General features: G+C 51.6%; 17 protein-coding genes. 10 read left to right on the top strand and 7 right to left on the bottom strand.

Going from position 1 to position 16,124, the window contains the following annotated elements; genetic code table 11:
* Positions 1 to 101 precede the first annotated feature (101 nt).
* On the bottom strand, positions 102 to 599 hold the full coding sequence (ruvX, locus tag BM231_RS23220; RefSeq protein WP_093523359.1) for a Holliday junction resolvase RuvX: 498 nt from the start codon (positions 597 to 599) through the stop codon (positions 102 to 104).
* A gap of 137 nt (positions 600 to 736) precedes the next feature.
* On the opposite strand from ruvX, the gene ung reads away from it, so the two are divergent.
* Both ung and BM231_RS23210 read left to right on the top strand, forming a co-directional pair.
* Positions 737 to 1,420 carry a uracil-DNA glycosylase gene (ung, locus tag BM231_RS23215; RefSeq protein WP_208860605.1) on the top strand — a complete coding sequence of 228 codons (684 nt, stop codon included), beginning with the start codon at positions 737 to 739 and terminating at the stop codon, positions 1,418 to 1,420.
* Between the two features lie 132 nt (positions 1,421 to 1,552).
* Positions 1,553 to 2,290 carry a metal-dependent hydrolase gene (locus tag BM231_RS23210; RefSeq protein ID WP_093523357.1) on the top strand — a complete coding sequence of 246 codons (738 nt, stop codon included), beginning with the start codon at positions 1,553 to 1,555 and terminating at the stop codon, positions 2,288 to 2,290.
* Between the two features lie 171 nt (positions 2,291 to 2,461).
* On the opposite strand, the gene BM231_RS23205 is transcribed toward BM231_RS23210, so the two are convergent.
* From BM231_RS23205 to BM231_RS23190, 4 genes are all read right to left on the bottom strand, one after another.
* The gene (locus BM231_RS23205) at positions 2,462 to 2,935 is read right to left on the bottom strand and encodes a YHS domain-containing (seleno)protein (protein WP_063291709.1); all 474 of its coding nucleotides are present in this window, start codon (positions 2,933 to 2,935) and stop codon (positions 2,462 to 2,464) included.
* A gap of 393 nt (positions 2,936 to 3,328) precedes the next feature.
* Complete coding sequence (locus BM231_RS23200; RefSeq protein WP_093523356.1) at positions 3,329 to 3,802, bottom strand: YHS domain-containing (seleno)protein; 474 nt, start codon at positions 3,800 to 3,802, stop codon at positions 3,329 to 3,331.
* Between the two features lie 189 nt (positions 3,803 to 3,991).
* Positions 3,992 to 4,543: a TetR/AcrR family transcriptional regulator gene (locus tag BM231_RS23195; protein ID WP_093523354.1), complete on the bottom strand. Its 552-nt coding sequence runs from the start codon at positions 4,541 to 4,543 to the stop codon at positions 3,992 to 3,994.
* Positions 4,543 to 5,508: a GlxA family transcriptional regulator gene (locus BM231_RS23190; RefSeq protein ID WP_093523352.1), complete on the bottom strand. Its 966-nt coding sequence runs from the start codon at positions 5,506 to 5,508 to the stop codon at positions 4,543 to 4,545. The genes BM231_RS23195 and BM231_RS23190 overlap by 1 nt, the downstream gene beginning before the upstream one ends.
* 81 nt (positions 5,509 to 5,589) lie before the next feature.
* Here BM231_RS23190 and BM231_RS23185 point away from each other — a divergent pair, with 81 nt between their 5' ends.
* The 4 genes from BM231_RS23185 to BM231_RS23170 all read left to right on the top strand — a co-directional run bounded on the left by BM231_RS23185 (position 5,590) and on the right by BM231_RS23170 (position 9,752).
* On the top strand, positions 5,590 to 6,810 hold the full coding sequence (locus BM231_RS23185) for an MFS transporter (RefSeq protein ID WP_093523350.1): 1,221 nt from the start codon (positions 5,590 to 5,592) through the stop codon (positions 6,808 to 6,810).
* A gap of 144 nt (positions 6,811 to 6,954) precedes the next feature.
* Complete coding sequence (gene gatC, locus BM231_RS23180; RefSeq protein ID WP_063300663.1) at positions 6,955 to 7,242, top strand: Asp-tRNA(Asn)/Glu-tRNA(Gln) amidotransferase subunit GatC; 288 nt, start codon at positions 6,955 to 6,957, stop codon at positions 7,240 to 7,242.
* 27 nt (positions 7,243 to 7,269) lie between these two features.
* Entirely contained in the window at positions 7,270 to 8,751 is a 1,482-nt protein-coding gene (gene gatA, locus BM231_RS23175; RefSeq protein WP_093523490.1) for an Asp-tRNA(Asn)/Glu-tRNA(Gln) amidotransferase subunit GatA, read from the top strand.
* A 155-nt stretch (positions 8,752 to 8,906) separates the two neighbouring features.
* A complete protein-coding gene (locus tag BM231_RS23170) occupies positions 8,907 to 9,752 on the top strand; it encodes a DUF6492 family protein (protein WP_093523348.1) in 846 nt (281 codons plus the stop codon).
* A 33-nt stretch (positions 9,753 to 9,785) separates the two neighbouring features.
* Here the strand turns inward: BM231_RS23170 and BM231_RS23165 are convergent, their stop codons facing one another.
* Positions 9,786 to 10,259, bottom strand: coding sequence for a DUF2269 family protein (locus BM231_RS23165; RefSeq protein ID WP_093523346.1), 474 nt, complete (start codon positions 10,257 to 10,259; stop codon positions 9,786 to 9,788).
* On the bottom strand, positions 10,256 to 11,560 hold the full coding sequence (locus BM231_RS23160; protein WP_093523344.1) for an SDR family oxidoreductase: 1,305 nt from the start codon (positions 11,558 to 11,560) through the stop codon (positions 10,256 to 10,258). Before BM231_RS23160 ends, BM231_RS23165 begins: the two co-directional genes overlap by 4 nt.
* A gap of 143 nt (positions 11,561 to 11,703) precedes the next feature.
* On the opposite strand from BM231_RS23160, the gene BM231_RS23155 reads away from it, so the two are divergent.
* The 4 genes from BM231_RS23155 to BM231_RS23140 all read left to right on the top strand — a co-directional run bounded on the left by BM231_RS23155 (position 11,704) and on the right by BM231_RS23140 (position 16,008).
* Positions 11,704 to 12,162: a MarR family winged helix-turn-helix transcriptional regulator gene (locus tag BM231_RS23155; protein ID WP_159437993.1), complete on the top strand. Its 459-nt coding sequence runs from the start codon at positions 11,704 to 11,706 to the stop codon at positions 12,160 to 12,162.
* A 13-nt stretch (positions 12,163 to 12,175) separates the two neighbouring features.
* Complete coding sequence (locus BM231_RS23150) at positions 12,176 to 12,853, top strand: cysteine hydrolase family protein (RefSeq protein WP_093523340.1); 678 nt, start codon at positions 12,176 to 12,178, stop codon at positions 12,851 to 12,853.
* 327 nt (positions 12,854 to 13,180) lie between these two features.
* A complete protein-coding gene (locus BM231_RS23145) occupies positions 13,181 to 14,395 on the top strand; it encodes an NAD(P)/FAD-dependent oxidoreductase (protein ID WP_093523338.1) in 1,215 nt (404 codons plus the stop codon).
* Positions 14,396 to 14,487: 92 nt separating this feature from the next.
* Complete coding sequence (locus BM231_RS23140) at positions 14,488 to 16,008, top strand: multicopper oxidase family protein (RefSeq protein ID WP_093523336.1); 1,521 nt, start codon at positions 14,488 to 14,490, stop codon at positions 16,006 to 16,008.
* Positions 16,009 to 16,124 lie beyond the last annotated feature (116 nt).

The following is a 16,124-nucleotide window of genomic DNA, read 5'->3' as shown; positions in this document are numbered from 1 at the left end:
TTGATGCGCGTATCCGTCTATTCACGTAGCCTGAAAAAAGCTGAGTGGTAAAGCGCAGAGCGCCTTAAATTTTCTCAAGTGTTGTTGCTTGGGAACTGGGTCTACGCGTCTTCAAAGAGAGAAGTGCCGCCATAGTTGATGCGGTCCAGAAAGCCTTGCAGAATGTAGGAGGCGGCCATCTTGTCGACCAGTTCGGCACGGCGGGCGCGGGAGCGGTCTGCTTCGATAAGTGTGCGTGTGACGGCAGCGGTGGAGAGACGTTCATCCCAATAGGTGATCGGGATTTCCGTTTTCTGGGCAAGGTTGCGCACGAACGCTCGGGTCGCCTGACAGCGCGGGCCCTCGGTGCCATCCATGTTGAGCGGCAAGCCGATGACGAGGCCAAAGACACTGTGTTCCTGACAAAGATCCAGCAGACGTTCTACATCCTGTGTAAACTTCTTGCGCTTGATGGTCTCCAATGGAGAAGCGATCTGTCGTCCAGAATCAGTCAGTGCCAGACCAATGGTTTTGGTGCCAAGGTCGATACCGATCAGGCGATCATCGTCATAAAGCGCGTCGCAGAAATCTTCGAGAGAAAGAGAGGGATCATTTGCCATGGCGGCGGGTTAGCACGGCTTGAGGGTGACGCCAAGCCGGTAATCTATATTTTTCTCGGGGACATGCTACTTCCTACTGAACCGTGCGATGGCTGTTCTGATAAAGGTAAGGATGCAAGAAGATTGAGCAGGTGGATATAGGCGTGACGCAAGTGCAGTTTGAAGAGGGATGGCAGGGCATTCTGGCTCCTGAAATGGATAAACCCTACTTTCAGAAACTTCAGGCCTTTTTGGAGGCGGAAGAAGCGGAAGGGAAAGCCATTTATCCGCCAACAACTGATTGCTACGCCGCCTTTAATGCTGCTGCACTGAGTGATGTGCGTGTTGTCATCCTTGGACAGGATCCCTACCACGGGGCAGGACAGGCACATGGACTTTCCTTCTCAGTTCGCAAAGGCGTGAAACTGCCGCCTTCGCTTCGCAATATCTACAAGGAGCTGGAGAGCGACCTTGGTTATGCGCCTGCGCCTCATGGCTGCCTGACACATTGGGCGGAGCAGGGTGTCTTGCTGCTCAATACGTCTTTGAGCGTGGAAGAAGCCAAGGCTGGCTCTCATGCCAAGAAGGGGTGGGCGCCGTTTACGGATGCTGCGATCAAGGGGCTATCTGAGGCACGAGAGCATCTGGTGTTCATCCTGTGGGGGGCTCATGCGCAGAAGAAACTGGAACTGATTGATGAGAGCAAGCATCTGGTTTTGATGAGTGCCCATCCATCGCCGTTGTCGGCACGGCGCGGTTTTATCGGGTCGGCTCCATTTTCCAAAACCAATGCCTATTTGAAAGAACATGGTATTGCAGAGATTGACTGGAAGATCTCCTAGGGCATTATCGGAGTTTTGCCAGTGTCCGGTTACATTTAAGGGTTGTGTAACCAAATTCCTACTAGTTTAGATAATATTTTAGATATCACGGATGTGCCGCGTTTCGGCGCTCCGCATTGGGGGATTGGTAGTATGGATTTACAGTTTCTGGGCCATTCTGCTTTCAAGGTTTATATTCCAGGGGCAACGCTTCTGATTGATCCGTTCTTATCCGGCAATCCGAGTTTTCCGGCGGAGATGAGCGTGGGGCAAGTGAGCGAAGGTGTGGACCATGTTCTTTTGACCCACGGCCATGATGATCATGTGGGCGATACCATTGATATTTTGAAAGCGACTGGTGCAACGCTGACGGCGAACTGGGAAATCTGCATGTGGGCGCAGGACAAAGGTATTGAGAAGATCAATCCAATGAACCATGGCGGCTGCGTGAATATGGGTGCATTTGGTGTTGCTTTGACCAATGCGGTGCACAGTTCTGCCTGTTCGTTTGATAGTGAAGGCAGCATTGCAGATGTGTATCTGGGTAATCCGGCAGGTGTGGTGATGATGGCTGAGGATGAGCCAACACTGTTACATATGGGTGATACGGATATCTTCTCTGATATGGAGCTGATCAACGAAATCTATCGGCCCCAGATTGGGATTGTGCCGATTGGCGATCGGTTCACTATGGGCGCGCGCACTGCTTCGATGGCGTGTCAGCGGTTCTTTGAGTTCCAGACCATTATTCCGTGTCACTACGGTACCTTCCCGATTTTGGACCAAAATGCTGATCAGTTTACCGAATGTATGGAGGATGATGCATTTCGGGTGGCAAAGCTGAAGCCGGGGGAGACGGTGACAGTCAACCACAGCGTTACGGCATCCTGATCAGACATCTTGGATTACCGGATACAAGAAAAGGCCTCAGCATGAACTGAGGCCTTTTGAGTTTGAGAGGGACACATTCCGCGTTTTATTGCTTTTACCGCGGGGTCACGCTTATGTTGGGGGCACGCGTGACTGGAATGGCCTTCAAGGGAGCTTGGGTGTGGGGTTCGCTTAAAGGTCTGCTTCTGGCGTGTGTATGATCGTTGGCCAGTTTTCATTTGCCCGGGCGATGGAAGCGTTCGGGTCTTTCAGGAAGTGACGCTGGGCACCTGCATGGGCATTCAGGTAAAGTTTGCCATCAACGATCTTCCATTGCTCTGGCTGGATCGGAATTTTTACTCCGAAGCTCACACCAGTTGCACACCAACCGCCATACTGAGGCGCGTACTTGGTTGGATCCTTTTTGAACTTGTCGAGGTTTTCAGCAGAAGAGAAAAGCCACGTTACATCCTGATACTGCGTGGAATACTCTTTTTTGCCTGGAACTGGCTTGCCTTCAGTGAAGTAAGCGACCGGATCAGTTCCTTTGATTGCGTAGCCTTCTTCAACGAAGTTGGTTACGTCATCGGCCATTGCCGTCATCGGAACAGTTACAAGTGCTGACAGTGCTAGTCCAACTGCAAGAACTGAAGATTTGATCGGCATGGGCAACTCCTTCGGACTGATCGTTGAAGCCAAGTCTGGCTTGTTTCGTTTACCAGTTGATTATGGGGAACCACTGGTTTTTATCTATGTTCTGAAAACACTATGCGTGAATACTTATCTTAAGGCCAATAACGCTTCATCACCGTTTTGAGAACTGGTTGTGAGGGCGTGGATTGCTCGCTGCAAAAGACACATGAGAAGGCGTAACTCGTTGTAGATGCAGTGTTAGTCTTTTTGGTATTGGCCTTGAGGGGACGTGCGTCGGAAACGAAAGAAAGCCGCAGATTTCTGCGGCTTTCTCTAGGGCTCAATGCATATGCCACCATGAGATTTGGGGAGATGTCGGAATAGGCGCTAGGCATCGCCTATTGCGGCATATGCACTGAAGGAAACTTAGAGTTTGTCTGCTGGCACGTCGCGGATATCAACCCAGTTTGTGTCTGCATTGGTGATTGTTTCGATTGTGCGGGACTGCATGCGCTTTACTGCACCATCGTGGGCATTGAGGTAGAGCTTACCGTCAACGATGTCCCAGAGTTCAGGCTTGGTTTCAAGCTTGCTGCCGAAGGAAGCACCAACTGCACACCAGCCGCCGTACTGTGGAGCAAACTTTGCTGGTTCTGCAACGAACTTGTCACGGTTTTCAGCGCTGGAGAATTTCCAGGTTACTCCGTCGTACTGTGCGGTAAATTCAGCTTTACCCTGAACAGGCTTGTTTTGTGTGAAGTATGCAACAGGATCGGTACCACCAATCGCATAACCACCAGAGGTGAATGTGGAGATCTCATCAGCGAATGCGCCGAATGTGCTTGCGGACAGGGCAGCACCTGCAATAGCCGCTGCAACAGCGATAGATTTGATTTTCATTATATTACCCTCAATGAAACAATGAATTTCGCCGGACAAACAAAACCAGGTCAGGAAGAATGCTTTGTTTGTTCGACAACCTCGGCTTGCGGAAATTGCCCGTTCTTGCGAGGCCCAATCTTCTTGCCCCAGGAGGGTGTACAAGTGCCAATCAAGTGTCTTCACCAAGAGGAGAGCGGCTTTGATTTTTTATGATCGGCTTGTAATGCTCTGAATTAACTCGGTAATTTCCCTTAGTGTCGATTTTCTCCTGCGAACGAGGCTGGTGAAAAACACAAAACCGAGCAGTTGGTCGATGCTTGTCTCCATGGTTGCAGTGGTATTCCAGTAAACGAAAATCTGTCTGAAGTGCGTGCGCTGTTCGCCTTCAATGAGGGAAAGTTCCTCCGCTAACGAAGGCTCTGAGAGCAAGGCGAGCCATGCGGCGCCTAGCGGGGTTTCGTGTAGGGCGTTGAGGGTGCCTGAGGTGGCTTCCAGCAGATCATTGTGAAAAGAGGACATACCGGGATAGGTGGGTGGCACTTGTCGGAACCCGTAGCGGAGGGCTTCGAGTGCCAAGGCGGCTTTATTCTTCCAGCGGCGATACAGCGCTTGTTTGGACGTGCCTGTCGCATCTGCAATTTGCTGCGTTGAGGTTCCATGATATCCGCCCGCAGCAAGTGCATTGAGCGTTGTGGTCAGGATCTGGCGGGTAAGCTCACTGTTTTGTGGTCGGCCTCGTGGTGTGGTTGTCTCGGGCATCAGGAAAACCTCTCTACATATTCAGAGGGTGTGATGCCGAAGTTGCGTTGGAAGGCGCGGCGCAGGTTTTGGATATGGCCAAAGCCGGAGAGATTGGCTGCCTGCTTGATAGAACTGCGTTTGAGGAGAGCTGTTCTGGCTAGATCCAGCCGCAAGCGTTCTACGAACTGGGCTGGAGTCGCGCCAATGTCTTCTTTCAGGCGGCGGTGCAGGGTGCGAGTGGAGACGCCTGCGGACTTTGCCATGTTCTCGATGGTCCAATCAGCTTCTGGCTCTGACAGGATGATTTCGGAGAGTTTTGCAATGTTGGATTGACCTGCTGCTTGCAGGGAAAGGGCAGATGAGAACTGCGCTTGCCCGCCGTTGCGGCGTAAGTAGACCACCAGCTCTTGTGCCGTCTTTAGTGAGATGGCTGAGCCCAGGTCTTGCTCTATGAGGTGCAACGTCAGATCGATGCCTGCTGTGACACCTGCGGACGTGTAGATATTGCCTGAATTGACGAAGAGCTGGTTGAGCTGCCAGTTCACATCGGGGAAGTCTGTTTGAGCGGTGGAAGCGCGGCTCCAATGGGTGCTGGCTTGTTTGCCATCTAAAATGCCAGCGTCTGCGAGAATAAGTGCACCAGAGCAGATGGAGATGATACGCTCGCCGTTTGTTCTTGCTGCGGCCTTTTGAAGAAGCGAGTGAAGAGCACTGCTGCGCAGCTCTTTATCGACGCGCCCTCCGGGGATCAGAAGATCTGCTTTGGGGTTCCAGTCGGATATCTTCCCATCAACGGCGATTTTGATCCCGGGCTGGGTTTCTATGGGTTGACCATCAACAGAGAGAATCCTGAGTTTATACTTGGGATGATAGCTGTCAGCCGTCCAGAACGCCTGCATAGGGCCTGCCAGATCCAGAAGATTGATCCCGTGATACACAAGTGCATCGATATGACGATATTGCTCAATTTGCGTATTTGGCATGATTTGAAGCTCTAATGTCCTAACTGCCAAATGTTGTAAGCGGTAATTTGAAGGAGGTCAAAGTTTCTTCGAGGAATTACTATGGGACTTTCAGAGGTGGCGGAGCCGGGAGCAGCCTACAGGGCACGCAACTTTCCGCTCATTTTAGTTGCAACAGCAATCCTTTCCATGCAGATGCCAATCCTGATTGCGATCAGCGCTTTGGCAGGGTCGTATCTTGCGCCCCATCCCACTATGGCGACTGTGCCGCTGGCACTGCAGATGTTTGGCAACTTTCTGTTTGCTACACCTATCTCGCTGTTTATGGGGCGCTATGGTCGGCAGAAAGGCATCTTGCTGGGGGTGGTTCTGAGTATCATTGGTTCGTTGTTCTGCGTTTATGCGCTTTATTCCAATCAGTTTGTCGTGTTGCTCATTGGGCATGTTCTTTTGGGCATTGCCACGGCGGCCTATGCCTTCATGCGGTTTGCAGCGTCTGACAGCGCCAGTGAAAGATGGAAGCCCATGGCCATATCGCTGAGTATGTCTATGGGGCTGCTCTCGGCTCTTCTCGGCCCAAGTCTTGTTGGTGTGGTGAAGGATTTTGGCGGTGTTATTCCTTTTGTGGGCAGTTATCTTGCCTTGGCGGGTGTTGCTGTTGTGGGTGCGCTGCCTGTGCTGGGTTTAGACCTGCCGCCTGCCTTGAAGAAAGATCAACAAGTGAAAGGACTTATTGCCTCCTTGAAAGTGCTGCGCCGACCAGCTGTTTGGAGTGCAACGGCCTGTGCCGGGCTCTCCTTTGGTTTCATGACCATGCAGATGTCACCTACGCCGCTCGCCATGGAGTATTGTGGGTTCTCAGTTGGACAATCCAGTGATGTGATCCGTTGGCATCTGGTTGCCATGTTTGGCCCGAGCTTTGTCACCGGTTACATAATTCGCCGGATTGGTACGACCTCAGTCATGGTGCTGGGTTTGTTGATACTTGCGGCTGCAGGGCTGATTGGGGCGCTCAGTGTTGAGATCTGGGCCTTCTACGTGGCTTTGATCCTGCTGGGAGTTGGCTGGAATTTTGGGTTCATCGGCGCGACGTCTCGATTGGTTGAGGTTGTTGCGCCTGAAGATGCGCCGCTTGCCCAGGGGGCCAACGATTCAGTCGTGGCCTTGGTGTCTGCGATCTGTGCGCTTTCAACGGGTGTTTTGTTCAGCACTGTTGGCTGGGCAGGGCTTTCACTTTCTGCGCTTCCGCTGTTGCTAGGTCTGGCGTTGTGGCTGGTGGTATCGGGCATTCGCGGGAGATCACCTGCATATGCTTCTCAATAATCGGTACTAATCAGTTCCGTAATATTGAGAATATGAGGGATGAACAGCAGGGCAGTGATTGTTCTGCTGTTTTTTTGTGTTTATAGCTCTTTGCGATGAATTCGAGGCGGGCAGTTCTTTGCCCCCGTAATTTCGGAGTGAAACATGTCGGTTGATCTGAACACCGTAAAACGTGTTGCCGGACTGGCGCGCATCAAGGTTGATGACGCGCAGGCGGAGAAAATGACTGGTGAGCTGAACACGATCCTTGGTTTTGTTGAGCAGCTGAACGAAGTGAATGTTGACGGCGTTGAGCCAATGACCTCTGTGGTTGAAACCACCATGAAGAAGCGCAGTGATGGCCAGACAGACGGCGGTTATGCGGACAAGGTTGTTTCCAACGCGCCGGTGCATGAAGACAACTTCTTCACCGTGCCTAAAGTTGTTGAATAAGCGCCCGATTTCACAAGGATAATGACTGTGACTGATCTTACCAAACTGACGATCGCTGAGGCGCGCGACAAGCTTGCTGCCCGTGACTTTACCGCAACTGAACTGACTGAGAGCTACCTCGGTGCTATCGAGTCCGGCAACGAAGCGCTTAATGCGTATATTGCTGTGACTGGTGATATTGCCCGTGAGCAGGCCAAAGCGTCTGACGCAAAAATCGCTGCTGGCGAGGCGCGTCCGCTGGAAGGTATTCCTCTCGGCATTAAAGACCTTTACGCGACCAAAGGTGTTCACACTCAGGCGTGTTCTCACATCCTCGATGGCTTTAAGCCAGAGTATGAGTCCACTGTTACGCAGAACCTGTTTGACGACGGTGCTGTGATGCTGGGTAAGCTGAACATGGACGAGTTCGCGATGGGCTCTTCCAACGAGACTTCCTTTTACGGCAATGTTGTGAACCCTTGGCGCCGCAATGGCACTGAGACTGCACTGGTTCCTGGCGGGTCTTCTGGTGGTTCCGCTTCTGCTGTTGCTGCACATCTTTGTGCTGCGGCAACAGCTTCTGATACCGGTGGTTCCATTCGTCAGCCTGCAGCGTTGACCGGTACTGTTGGCATCAAGCCAACTTATGGCCGTTGTTCTCGCTGGGGTATGGTTGCGTTTGCATCTTCTCTTGATCAGGCTGGTCCAATTGGCCGTACCGTGCGTGATAACGCGATCCTGCTGAAGTCCATGGCTTCCGTTGATGCGAAAGACACCACTTCTGTTGATGCGCCTGTGCCGAACTATGAAGATTTCATCGGCAAGTCCATCAAGGGCATGAAGATCGGTATTCCTAAAGAGTACCACATGGATGGTATTCCAGAGGAGATTGAAGCGCTCTGGCAGCAGGGCATTGCATGGCTGAAGGAAGCTGGCGCTGAGATCGTCGAGATTTCTCTGCCAAACACCAAATACGCTTTGCCTGCTTATTACATCGTGGCTCCAGCGGAAGCGTCTTCCAACCTGGCTCGTTATGATGGTGTTCGCTATGGTCTGCGTGTGCCGGGCAACGACATTGTAGAGATGTATGAGAACACCCGCGCAGCTGGCTTCGGTGATGAAGTGAAGCGCCGCGTGATGATCGGCACTTACGTTCTGTCTGCAGGTTACTACGACGCGTACTACCTGAAAGCGCAGAAGGTTCGTACCCTGATCAAGCAGGACTTTGACAATGCATGGGCGGACGGTGTGGATGCAATCCTGACACCAACTACTCCAGATGCTGCGTTTGCTCCGGGTGAGATCACTGATCCAGTGACCATGTACATGAATGACGTGTTCACCGTGACAGCCAACATGGCTGGTGTTCCGGGCATGTCCATCCCAGCTGGTCTCAACAAAGACGGCCTGCCACTGGGCCTGCAGCTGATCGGTAAACCATTCGATGAAGGCACTCTGTTCCAGGTTGGTGAAGTCATCGAACAGGCTGCCGGCCGCTTTGAACCTTCCGCCAACTGGTGGAGCAAGTAAGCCTCAGCGCTGCTGCTAAAAATGACGAAGGCCTCGGAGAGATCCGGGGCCTTTGGAACTGTTCTAAAAATATTCAGTGCAGTTTGCGTTGCCCCTTTGTAATTATTCTTTTTATATGTCCATTAAGAGAATTTCTTTGAAATGGTAAATTCAAAATGGTTTTAGATTTCAATAAAATTAACAGAAGACTAAGAAGTCACTTATTCAGATACATTCTCGCTTGGCTGCCCCGAGAGCCGGTGGCTCCGAGCAGTAAGCCTGTATCCCTTCTCTTCCCGCTGGCACCCAAAGATCTTGATCGCGCTGCACGGGCAATCCCTTCTGCCATGGCACTAGTTAATCATGAGATTGAGCAAGTTTACGTTGTGACTCCGCCAAGCGAAGATATTGCACAGTTCTGCCATAAAATTGGAGCTGTGCACATTGTTGAAACTGATATTTTATCGGAAGATGTGTTGAAGTTTCAGGCTGCTCGTAAGCGTTTAAATGGTTGGTATCGCCAACAGTTTATTAAGCTAAGTTTCCCTTACTTCATTCAGGATGAGCGTGTAATCACATTTGATAGTGATACCCGTCCTGTGCGAGCCGTGACGTTTTGGGATGCCCAGGAAAGGTCGATTTTCTATTCCTCTGATGAGCGCAATGCGAATTTTTTAAAGCCTGTGCCGACCCTCATAGGGGGAAATGAGACGCATCCATACTCGTTTGTATCCCATTGTATGGGATTTGAACGAGAGAGGATGCTGGAGTTGCATAGAATAATTGAAAAGAGAACAGGATTGCCTTGGCATAAAGGGATTCTGAATTGTGTTCATGACGATTGCTTGACGGGTTTTTCTGAGTTTGAGCTCTATGGGAATTTCATGCATCAGTTTCATAGTGATAAAATTCTTCTGAAATACTGGTATAATCGTAAAGCTGATTTGGACGTGTTTATGTCGGAGCAAGCGGCACCTTCAAATTTTAAGCGGTTCAACTTTATTTCGTCGCATGCAAAGTGAATGAGTTTACTTAGCTTTCGTTCTGTCTTTTACTTAGAGTTGGAGAGGTGGCCTCACAATCATCAGCCAAACAATCCCTAGTATCGCAATGAAAGCGGGGAAGCCGCAGGCGAACCAGATGCGGTAGAGGGTGTGATAGCGGGGTGGTAATGGCGTGCCTGCCGTGGCTGCTGTTGTGGCAAGGTTTCTGAGTTGGATTTGTATCCAGACCACTGGGAGCCAGAATGCGCCAATAAGCACGTAAAGTGCGAGTGAGAGTAGGATCCAACCCTCGGTCAAAGACCAGCCTACTTCTCTTGCCAGCAGATATCCGGTGATGGGTTGAATGATCACTGCGGTGGCAGTGAAGAGGGTGTCTGCAATGACAACCGTTCCAGCAGTGTGGGCGATTGCAGCTGCATCCAGAGTTCTGGAAGCGATCACCATGAAGAAAGCTATGCCTGCGCCTGTGCCGATGAGAACGCAGGCACCGATGATGTGCAGGAACTTGAGAAACTCGTAGGTCATCTCTCCTCCAGCAGCAGAATGGGAAAGAGGGCAAGGATCACGGCCGGGATTGTTTTGACATATGGGCCAAGGGGATCTGCCCAGAGATCCGTCGCCCACAACGTGCCGGCACCTAAGTAGCCAAGTGTCACCGCGATCATGCCAAGGCAGGCTAGGCGGGTGCTTCTTCTAAAGAGGATGAGGCTACCAAGCGTGATATCGGTGATACTGCCTGCAAATACAAAGAGTAAGCTGAGTGTTTGATCCATGCCGCGTTCGGTCAGAACGTTCTGTGCCTCACTAAACTGAATTGCTCCAATAGTGCCGGAAGCGAGCCAGAAGAGAGAAAGGCAGGCAATCGTGAGGGGCAATAAAAGATACAGCCTTGCAAACCAGCGTTCCTGAGTGGAACCTGGCAGGCTGCTTAGTGTCTCATTAAGTGACTTGCAAGGAAATCCGCCCGCCTTTTGCCATGTGGTCGTATCAGCGGTGATACCGTTTTGCAGGGTTTCGATGGATGTGGAGCGCAGGGGGGAACGCCAACCAAGCGTTCCAAGAGCATCTGCCAGTTTACTTGTCGCCGTCAGGAGCCAGTTTGGTGTTGTGATGGCATGGCGCCATTGCGGGAAGCCTTGCCATGCTCTCACTGCATTTGTGAGTTGCCAGAGTGTTTGCGATGTTGCTTCCGCAAGGTCTGCCGTTGTTCCTTTGGGGACTTTGCCCAGTGCGCAATGTGTGACCACCTTGGCTACATCATCAAGTGCGATAGATTGTATTTGGCTTTCGGGAAACACCTTGAAACCGATGAACGGCATGGCGCTGGCCGCTCGCAGGAGCGCTGTTCCACCATAGGCTTGTGGGCCAATCACGAGCGCAGGGCGCAGAATAATTGCATGCTCCAGCTGCTTCTGGAGGATTGCATCACCTTTTGCCTTGGTGCGGAGGAAGTGCGTGGCTGCATCAGGCTTTACGCCAGCAGCTGAGATCTGGATGAACAGCTTATCTGTGTTTTGCAAAGCCTCGCACATGCGTTCGATGGCCTGTACGTGGATGGCATCGAGATTGTCTTTGGCTGTGTCTTGCAAGGCGCCCGAGGCGTTGATGATAATGTCTGCCGTTTCGAAGATCTTGCGCCAATCCGTTGTGGTTGCGGCGGCAATATCCAGAAAGTTCCATTGAAGATCAGGGAAACATTGTCGGGCAGCTGACTGGGAGCGTCCGACGCCTGTGACATGAAATCCTGCTTGTTGAAGATGTTTGACGCAAGCTGCTCCGATGAAGCCATAAGCGCCGAGGACAATTGCTGATTTGCGGGTACTCATAAAATGAACTTTTAAAACGAAGACCAGACTCACATTAATGCCTCAACCTAGCATGGGGCCATTACGTTGAGTGTATCTTATTTGTCAACTTAGTTGACAGAATCGATGTGGGGTGGTCTGGTGGGTGTATGGAAGAGCGAGAAATGCAGAGAGACTCTGAACTGGCGGATTTGCTTTATGAGGGGATACAGATCACGCGGCCCTTGTTGCGGCACATTACCAATGCGGTGGACGTGGCCTCGCAAAAACATGGGGTGAGTGTTGGGGAGCGGGCCATTCTTGAGGCTTTGCTGAACAGTCGTGTTCCGATGACGCCGCCAGCACTGACAGAGCGGTTGGACCTTAAACGGCAGTTTGTGGCGCGTGTCCTAACGGCGTGCAAGGCTGCAGGGTTTGTGGAGATAAAGGACAACCCTGCTCATATGCGCTCGCATTATTATGTGCTGAGCTCAAAAGGGCGGGATGCGATTACCGCGGTCCGGCAGGCGGAACTTTCTATTCTTGAAGAGCTTTTGCAGAACCTGAGTGCGGATGAGGTGCGGGCGCATCTGAAAGTGCAGCGGGCGTTGCTTGGTTGTTTTTCCTCACTGGCACAGTCGTAACTTGGAGGCATTGATGAATATGTGGAGTGTTGTTGTTTTTGTGGTTCTGGTGCTTTTGATTGGCGTTGGATACACGGCGCAGCGTTTGATGCGGTTGCAGGGGCCAACGCAGGGAACCGTGATTGATACGGCGAACCGGGGGCAAACTGCGTTGTTGGTGCTGGATGTGCAGGAGGACTTTACCAAGGATACCAAAGGACGGCAGTGGCCAACAGGCTTTGTGGAAGAGCGGATTGCGCGGATTAATGCGTTGGCAGCAAAGGCGCAGATGCGCGGAGAGCCTGTGATTACGACACGGCTGATTTACGAAGGCGGGTACACCAACTTCCTGATTGGTTTGCTTGGCGAGGGGCTTGGGACGAAAGGTTCTGATGGGCTTGAGTTGGATAGGCGGCTCAGGTTTCAGCCGGATGCGGATATTGTGAAGAGTGTGGGGGATGCGTTTGCCAGTGAGGAGCTGGAGACTTTCCTGAAGACGCACGGTGTTGGTCGGCTCAGGATTGCCGGACTTGATGGATGTTACTGCGTGAAGAGTACGGCGCTTGGGGCGCTGGGGCGCGGATATGCAGTGGAACTGGCAGGGGATGCTGTGCTTTCCATTGATCCGAAGGGTTGGGCAGAGTGCCGGACAGAGTTGATAAGCAAGGGCGTGGAGCTGGTGAATTCAGCAGAGTTGGCTGAAGCTCAGTAGGTTCTGTTCTCACGTGCGTTGTGCTGGTTGCACATTATCAACATGCACCTTACATGGGCATGGGAAAAGTCTGCGTCTGGCGCAGGCTTTTTGCTTGTGTATCTGTGTGATGCATCTGTCTGTGGATCAAATTGAATGAGTTGAACCCTAGTATATTAAGCTGCCTACTAGATGTTGGGTGTTTTGCCGTTTCAAGACATACTGCCTCAAAATCTACACATTTGCCTTGGGGATTAATGCGGGAAAGGCTGTGGGTATATTGTTTAGATTGCTGCGTAATGTGCTATGGGTCTGTCTCCCAACAATAAAAGAGCAAACAGGAATAGCATGGCAGACGTTGAGTGCATCGTAATCGGTGCAGGAGTTGTGGGCTTGAGCGCGGCTTATGAACTGGCGCGCAGGGGACGTGAAGTTATTGTGCTTGAACAGCACGAGATCATCGGTTCTGAAATCAGTGCTCGTAACTCCGAAGTTGTCCATGCCGGAATTTACTACGCAAAAGATTCATTGAAATCAAAGGCTTGCGTGCAAGGTAAGGAGATGCTGTATTCCTTTTGCGAGGAATTTGGCGTGCCGTACAAGCGCGTTGGTAAGCTGATTGTTGCGACCGATGAAAGCCAGGTTTCCATGCTGGATGGCATCCGCGCACGTGCTGCAGCCAATGGTGTTGATGATCTTTTGATGCTCAATGAAGCGCAGGCGCGGGGCTTTGAACCGCATCTGGCGTGTAAGGGCGCCCTGTTTTCTCCTTCCACAGGCATTGTGGATAGTCATGCGTATATGATGGCGCTGCAAGGTGGGCTGGAAGCGCATGGCGGGCTTGTTGTTGTTGGGACAGAAGTCACTGAGATTGAAACCGGTATGCGCCCAAGCGAGTTGATGGGTGCTGACATTCTGGTGGAAGAGGATCTGGAAGCGGCTGACCATCATCTTGATAATGATGAGCATGAAGAGTTTGCTGCCAAGAACTTCAAAGGCGACGGCTTTACCGTTGTCATGAAGGATGGCTATGCGATTACCTGTCATGAGCTTGTGATCGCTGCAGGTCTTCACTCCAACAAGATGCTCTCCAAGCTGGCCGGGCATATGTCTTGTAAAGTGCCGAAGCTTTACTACGCTAAGGGCAACTATTTCAGCCTTGCCGGAGATGCGCCGTTCTCACATCTGATCTATCCTGTGCCAGAGCCGGGTGGGCTTGGTGTTCACCTCACGCTGGATATGGGCAATCAGGCACGCTTTGGTCCTGATGTGGAGTGGATCGACGAGATCGACTACGAAGTGAATGAAGCGCACGGCGAACGGTTTTATTCGCAGATCCGTAAATACTATCCCGATCTGGCTGATGGAAGCTTGCAGGCCGACTATTCTGGTATTCGTCCTAAGCTGGTTCCTGCGGGCGCTGAAGCAGCCGACTTTGCAATTTGGGGTGAGGAAACTCACGGCATTCCGGGGCTGTTGACTTACATGGGTATTGAAAGCCCAGGCCTGACCAGCTCACTTGCGCTGGGCTCCATGGGCGCTGATCGTTTGATCGGCGCGTAACTCAATCCTTATAATCCTCTCGATAATGCTAGGGAAATGTAGCGTTTCCCTGCCTAAACTGCTCTTTTTCGTCTGGAAGAGCAGGTGCGCTTATGAAGTTGAGCCGTCGAGACTTTGTGAAAACCAGCGCAAGCGGCGGGCTTGCAGCAGGTGCAGCTACATTCATTTCCGGCAGTGCTGGCGCGCAGCAATCTCAGCCTGTTTTGCCTCCTGCTTCTGTGGCGCCGGAAACAGCTTGCGCACAGTCGCTCCTTGGTGCGGGTGTTGCTAAGCCGGATTTCACGTTGGACGTGGATGAAAAAAACTACTCCCAATATGGTGTAGATCTCAAAGGCATGCTTGTTGGTGGCACATGGCCGGGTACTCCCATCCGATATACGGAAGGGGATATGTTCCGGGTTCTCATCAACAACCGGATGACGCATCCCACCTGCATTCACTGGCACGGGCTGTTGTTGCCATCCCTGCAGGATGGTGTGCCTGAAATTGCACAGTTACCGATTGAAGCGGGAACCTCGCAATATTACGAGTTTCCGCTGGTTCAGCAGGGCAGTTACTACTACCACTCTCACCTTGGTTTGCAGGAGCAATATGGCCTTCTGGGCTCTCTCATTATTGATCCCAAGGACAATCCTTATTCTTACGATCATGATGAAGTGTTGATGTTCAGCGATATCCCGCCAGCCGAAGGTGGGGAGATTATCAAAGGCTTGCGAAGTGGTCGGCATCGGCCAGAGATCAAAGATGCCTATGAACCTCCCAACACCAAAGATTTTGATATTGATGTTGTGAATGCGGGTTACACCCTGAATGGTCAGCCTAATTCTAAACCATGGACTCTGACCGTCAAAAAAGGTGCGCGTCTACGACTGCGTCTGATTAATTCATCTGGCAGCACTTTCTTCCGAATTTCCATTGATGGGTTGAAGTTCTCTGTCATTGAAGTTGATGGCAACCGCATGCAGCCTGTTGAGGGGCAGAATGTCATTGTCCCGACATCTGCGCGTTATGATGTGCTGGTGGATGTGCCGGACAGTGGCAGCTACACGATCCATGCAGCAGCACTTGGCGATAATAAGCAGTGTCTTGGTGTTATTCATACCGATGATGCGAAGGCCAATGTGAATGATAAACGGCCTTCTTTTGACGGGGTGACTGTTGATTTTAGAAGTTTGAAGTCGCTTGAGGCATCAGGGTTTGGCCGCAAAGTTGACCGTGTTTATGATGTGTTGCTCTCTGGAGATATGAAGGCCTATGAGTGGATGATGAACAACCACTACTGGCCGGAGCCGTACGCAGGGCCTGACCCGCAAAAAACATATCTGGATGTGAAGCAGGGGGAGGTGGTCCAGCTGCGGATGATCAATCGGTCTCCCATGTCTCACCCCATGCATCTTCACGGACATACATTTCGCGTTCTCGGTGGGCCTGATGATGATTATGCACCGGTAATGGATACGGTGTGGGTGCCTAAGAAGCAGACGGTGACTATCGAGTTTCTGGCCAATAATCCCGGCATGTGGGCCTATCACTGCCACAACATCTGGCACCTTGCCGTCGGTATGATGCAGCCGGTGCGTTATGTCGTCAATGAGCGTGAGATGTTGCGGTAGCTCCGCGATTTTTATTGGGAGGCTGCTTTTGATGTGTTTACGTTGTTACCTGATTTAGCTGCGTAAAGAGAGGCCTGCTGCGTCTTCCTTTTGCCCGAAGTTTCGGGGAAAGGAAA

It is taken from the genome of Pseudovibrio ascidiaceicola, from assembly GCF_900114245.1.
In the GTDB taxonomy this organism is placed as follows: Bacteria; Pseudomonadota; Alphaproteobacteria; order Rhizobiales; family Stappiaceae; genus Pseudovibrio; species Pseudovibrio ascidiaceicola.
Note: the sequence above shows the minus strand (reverse complement) of the source record. Positions and strands in the feature narration are given on the sequence as shown.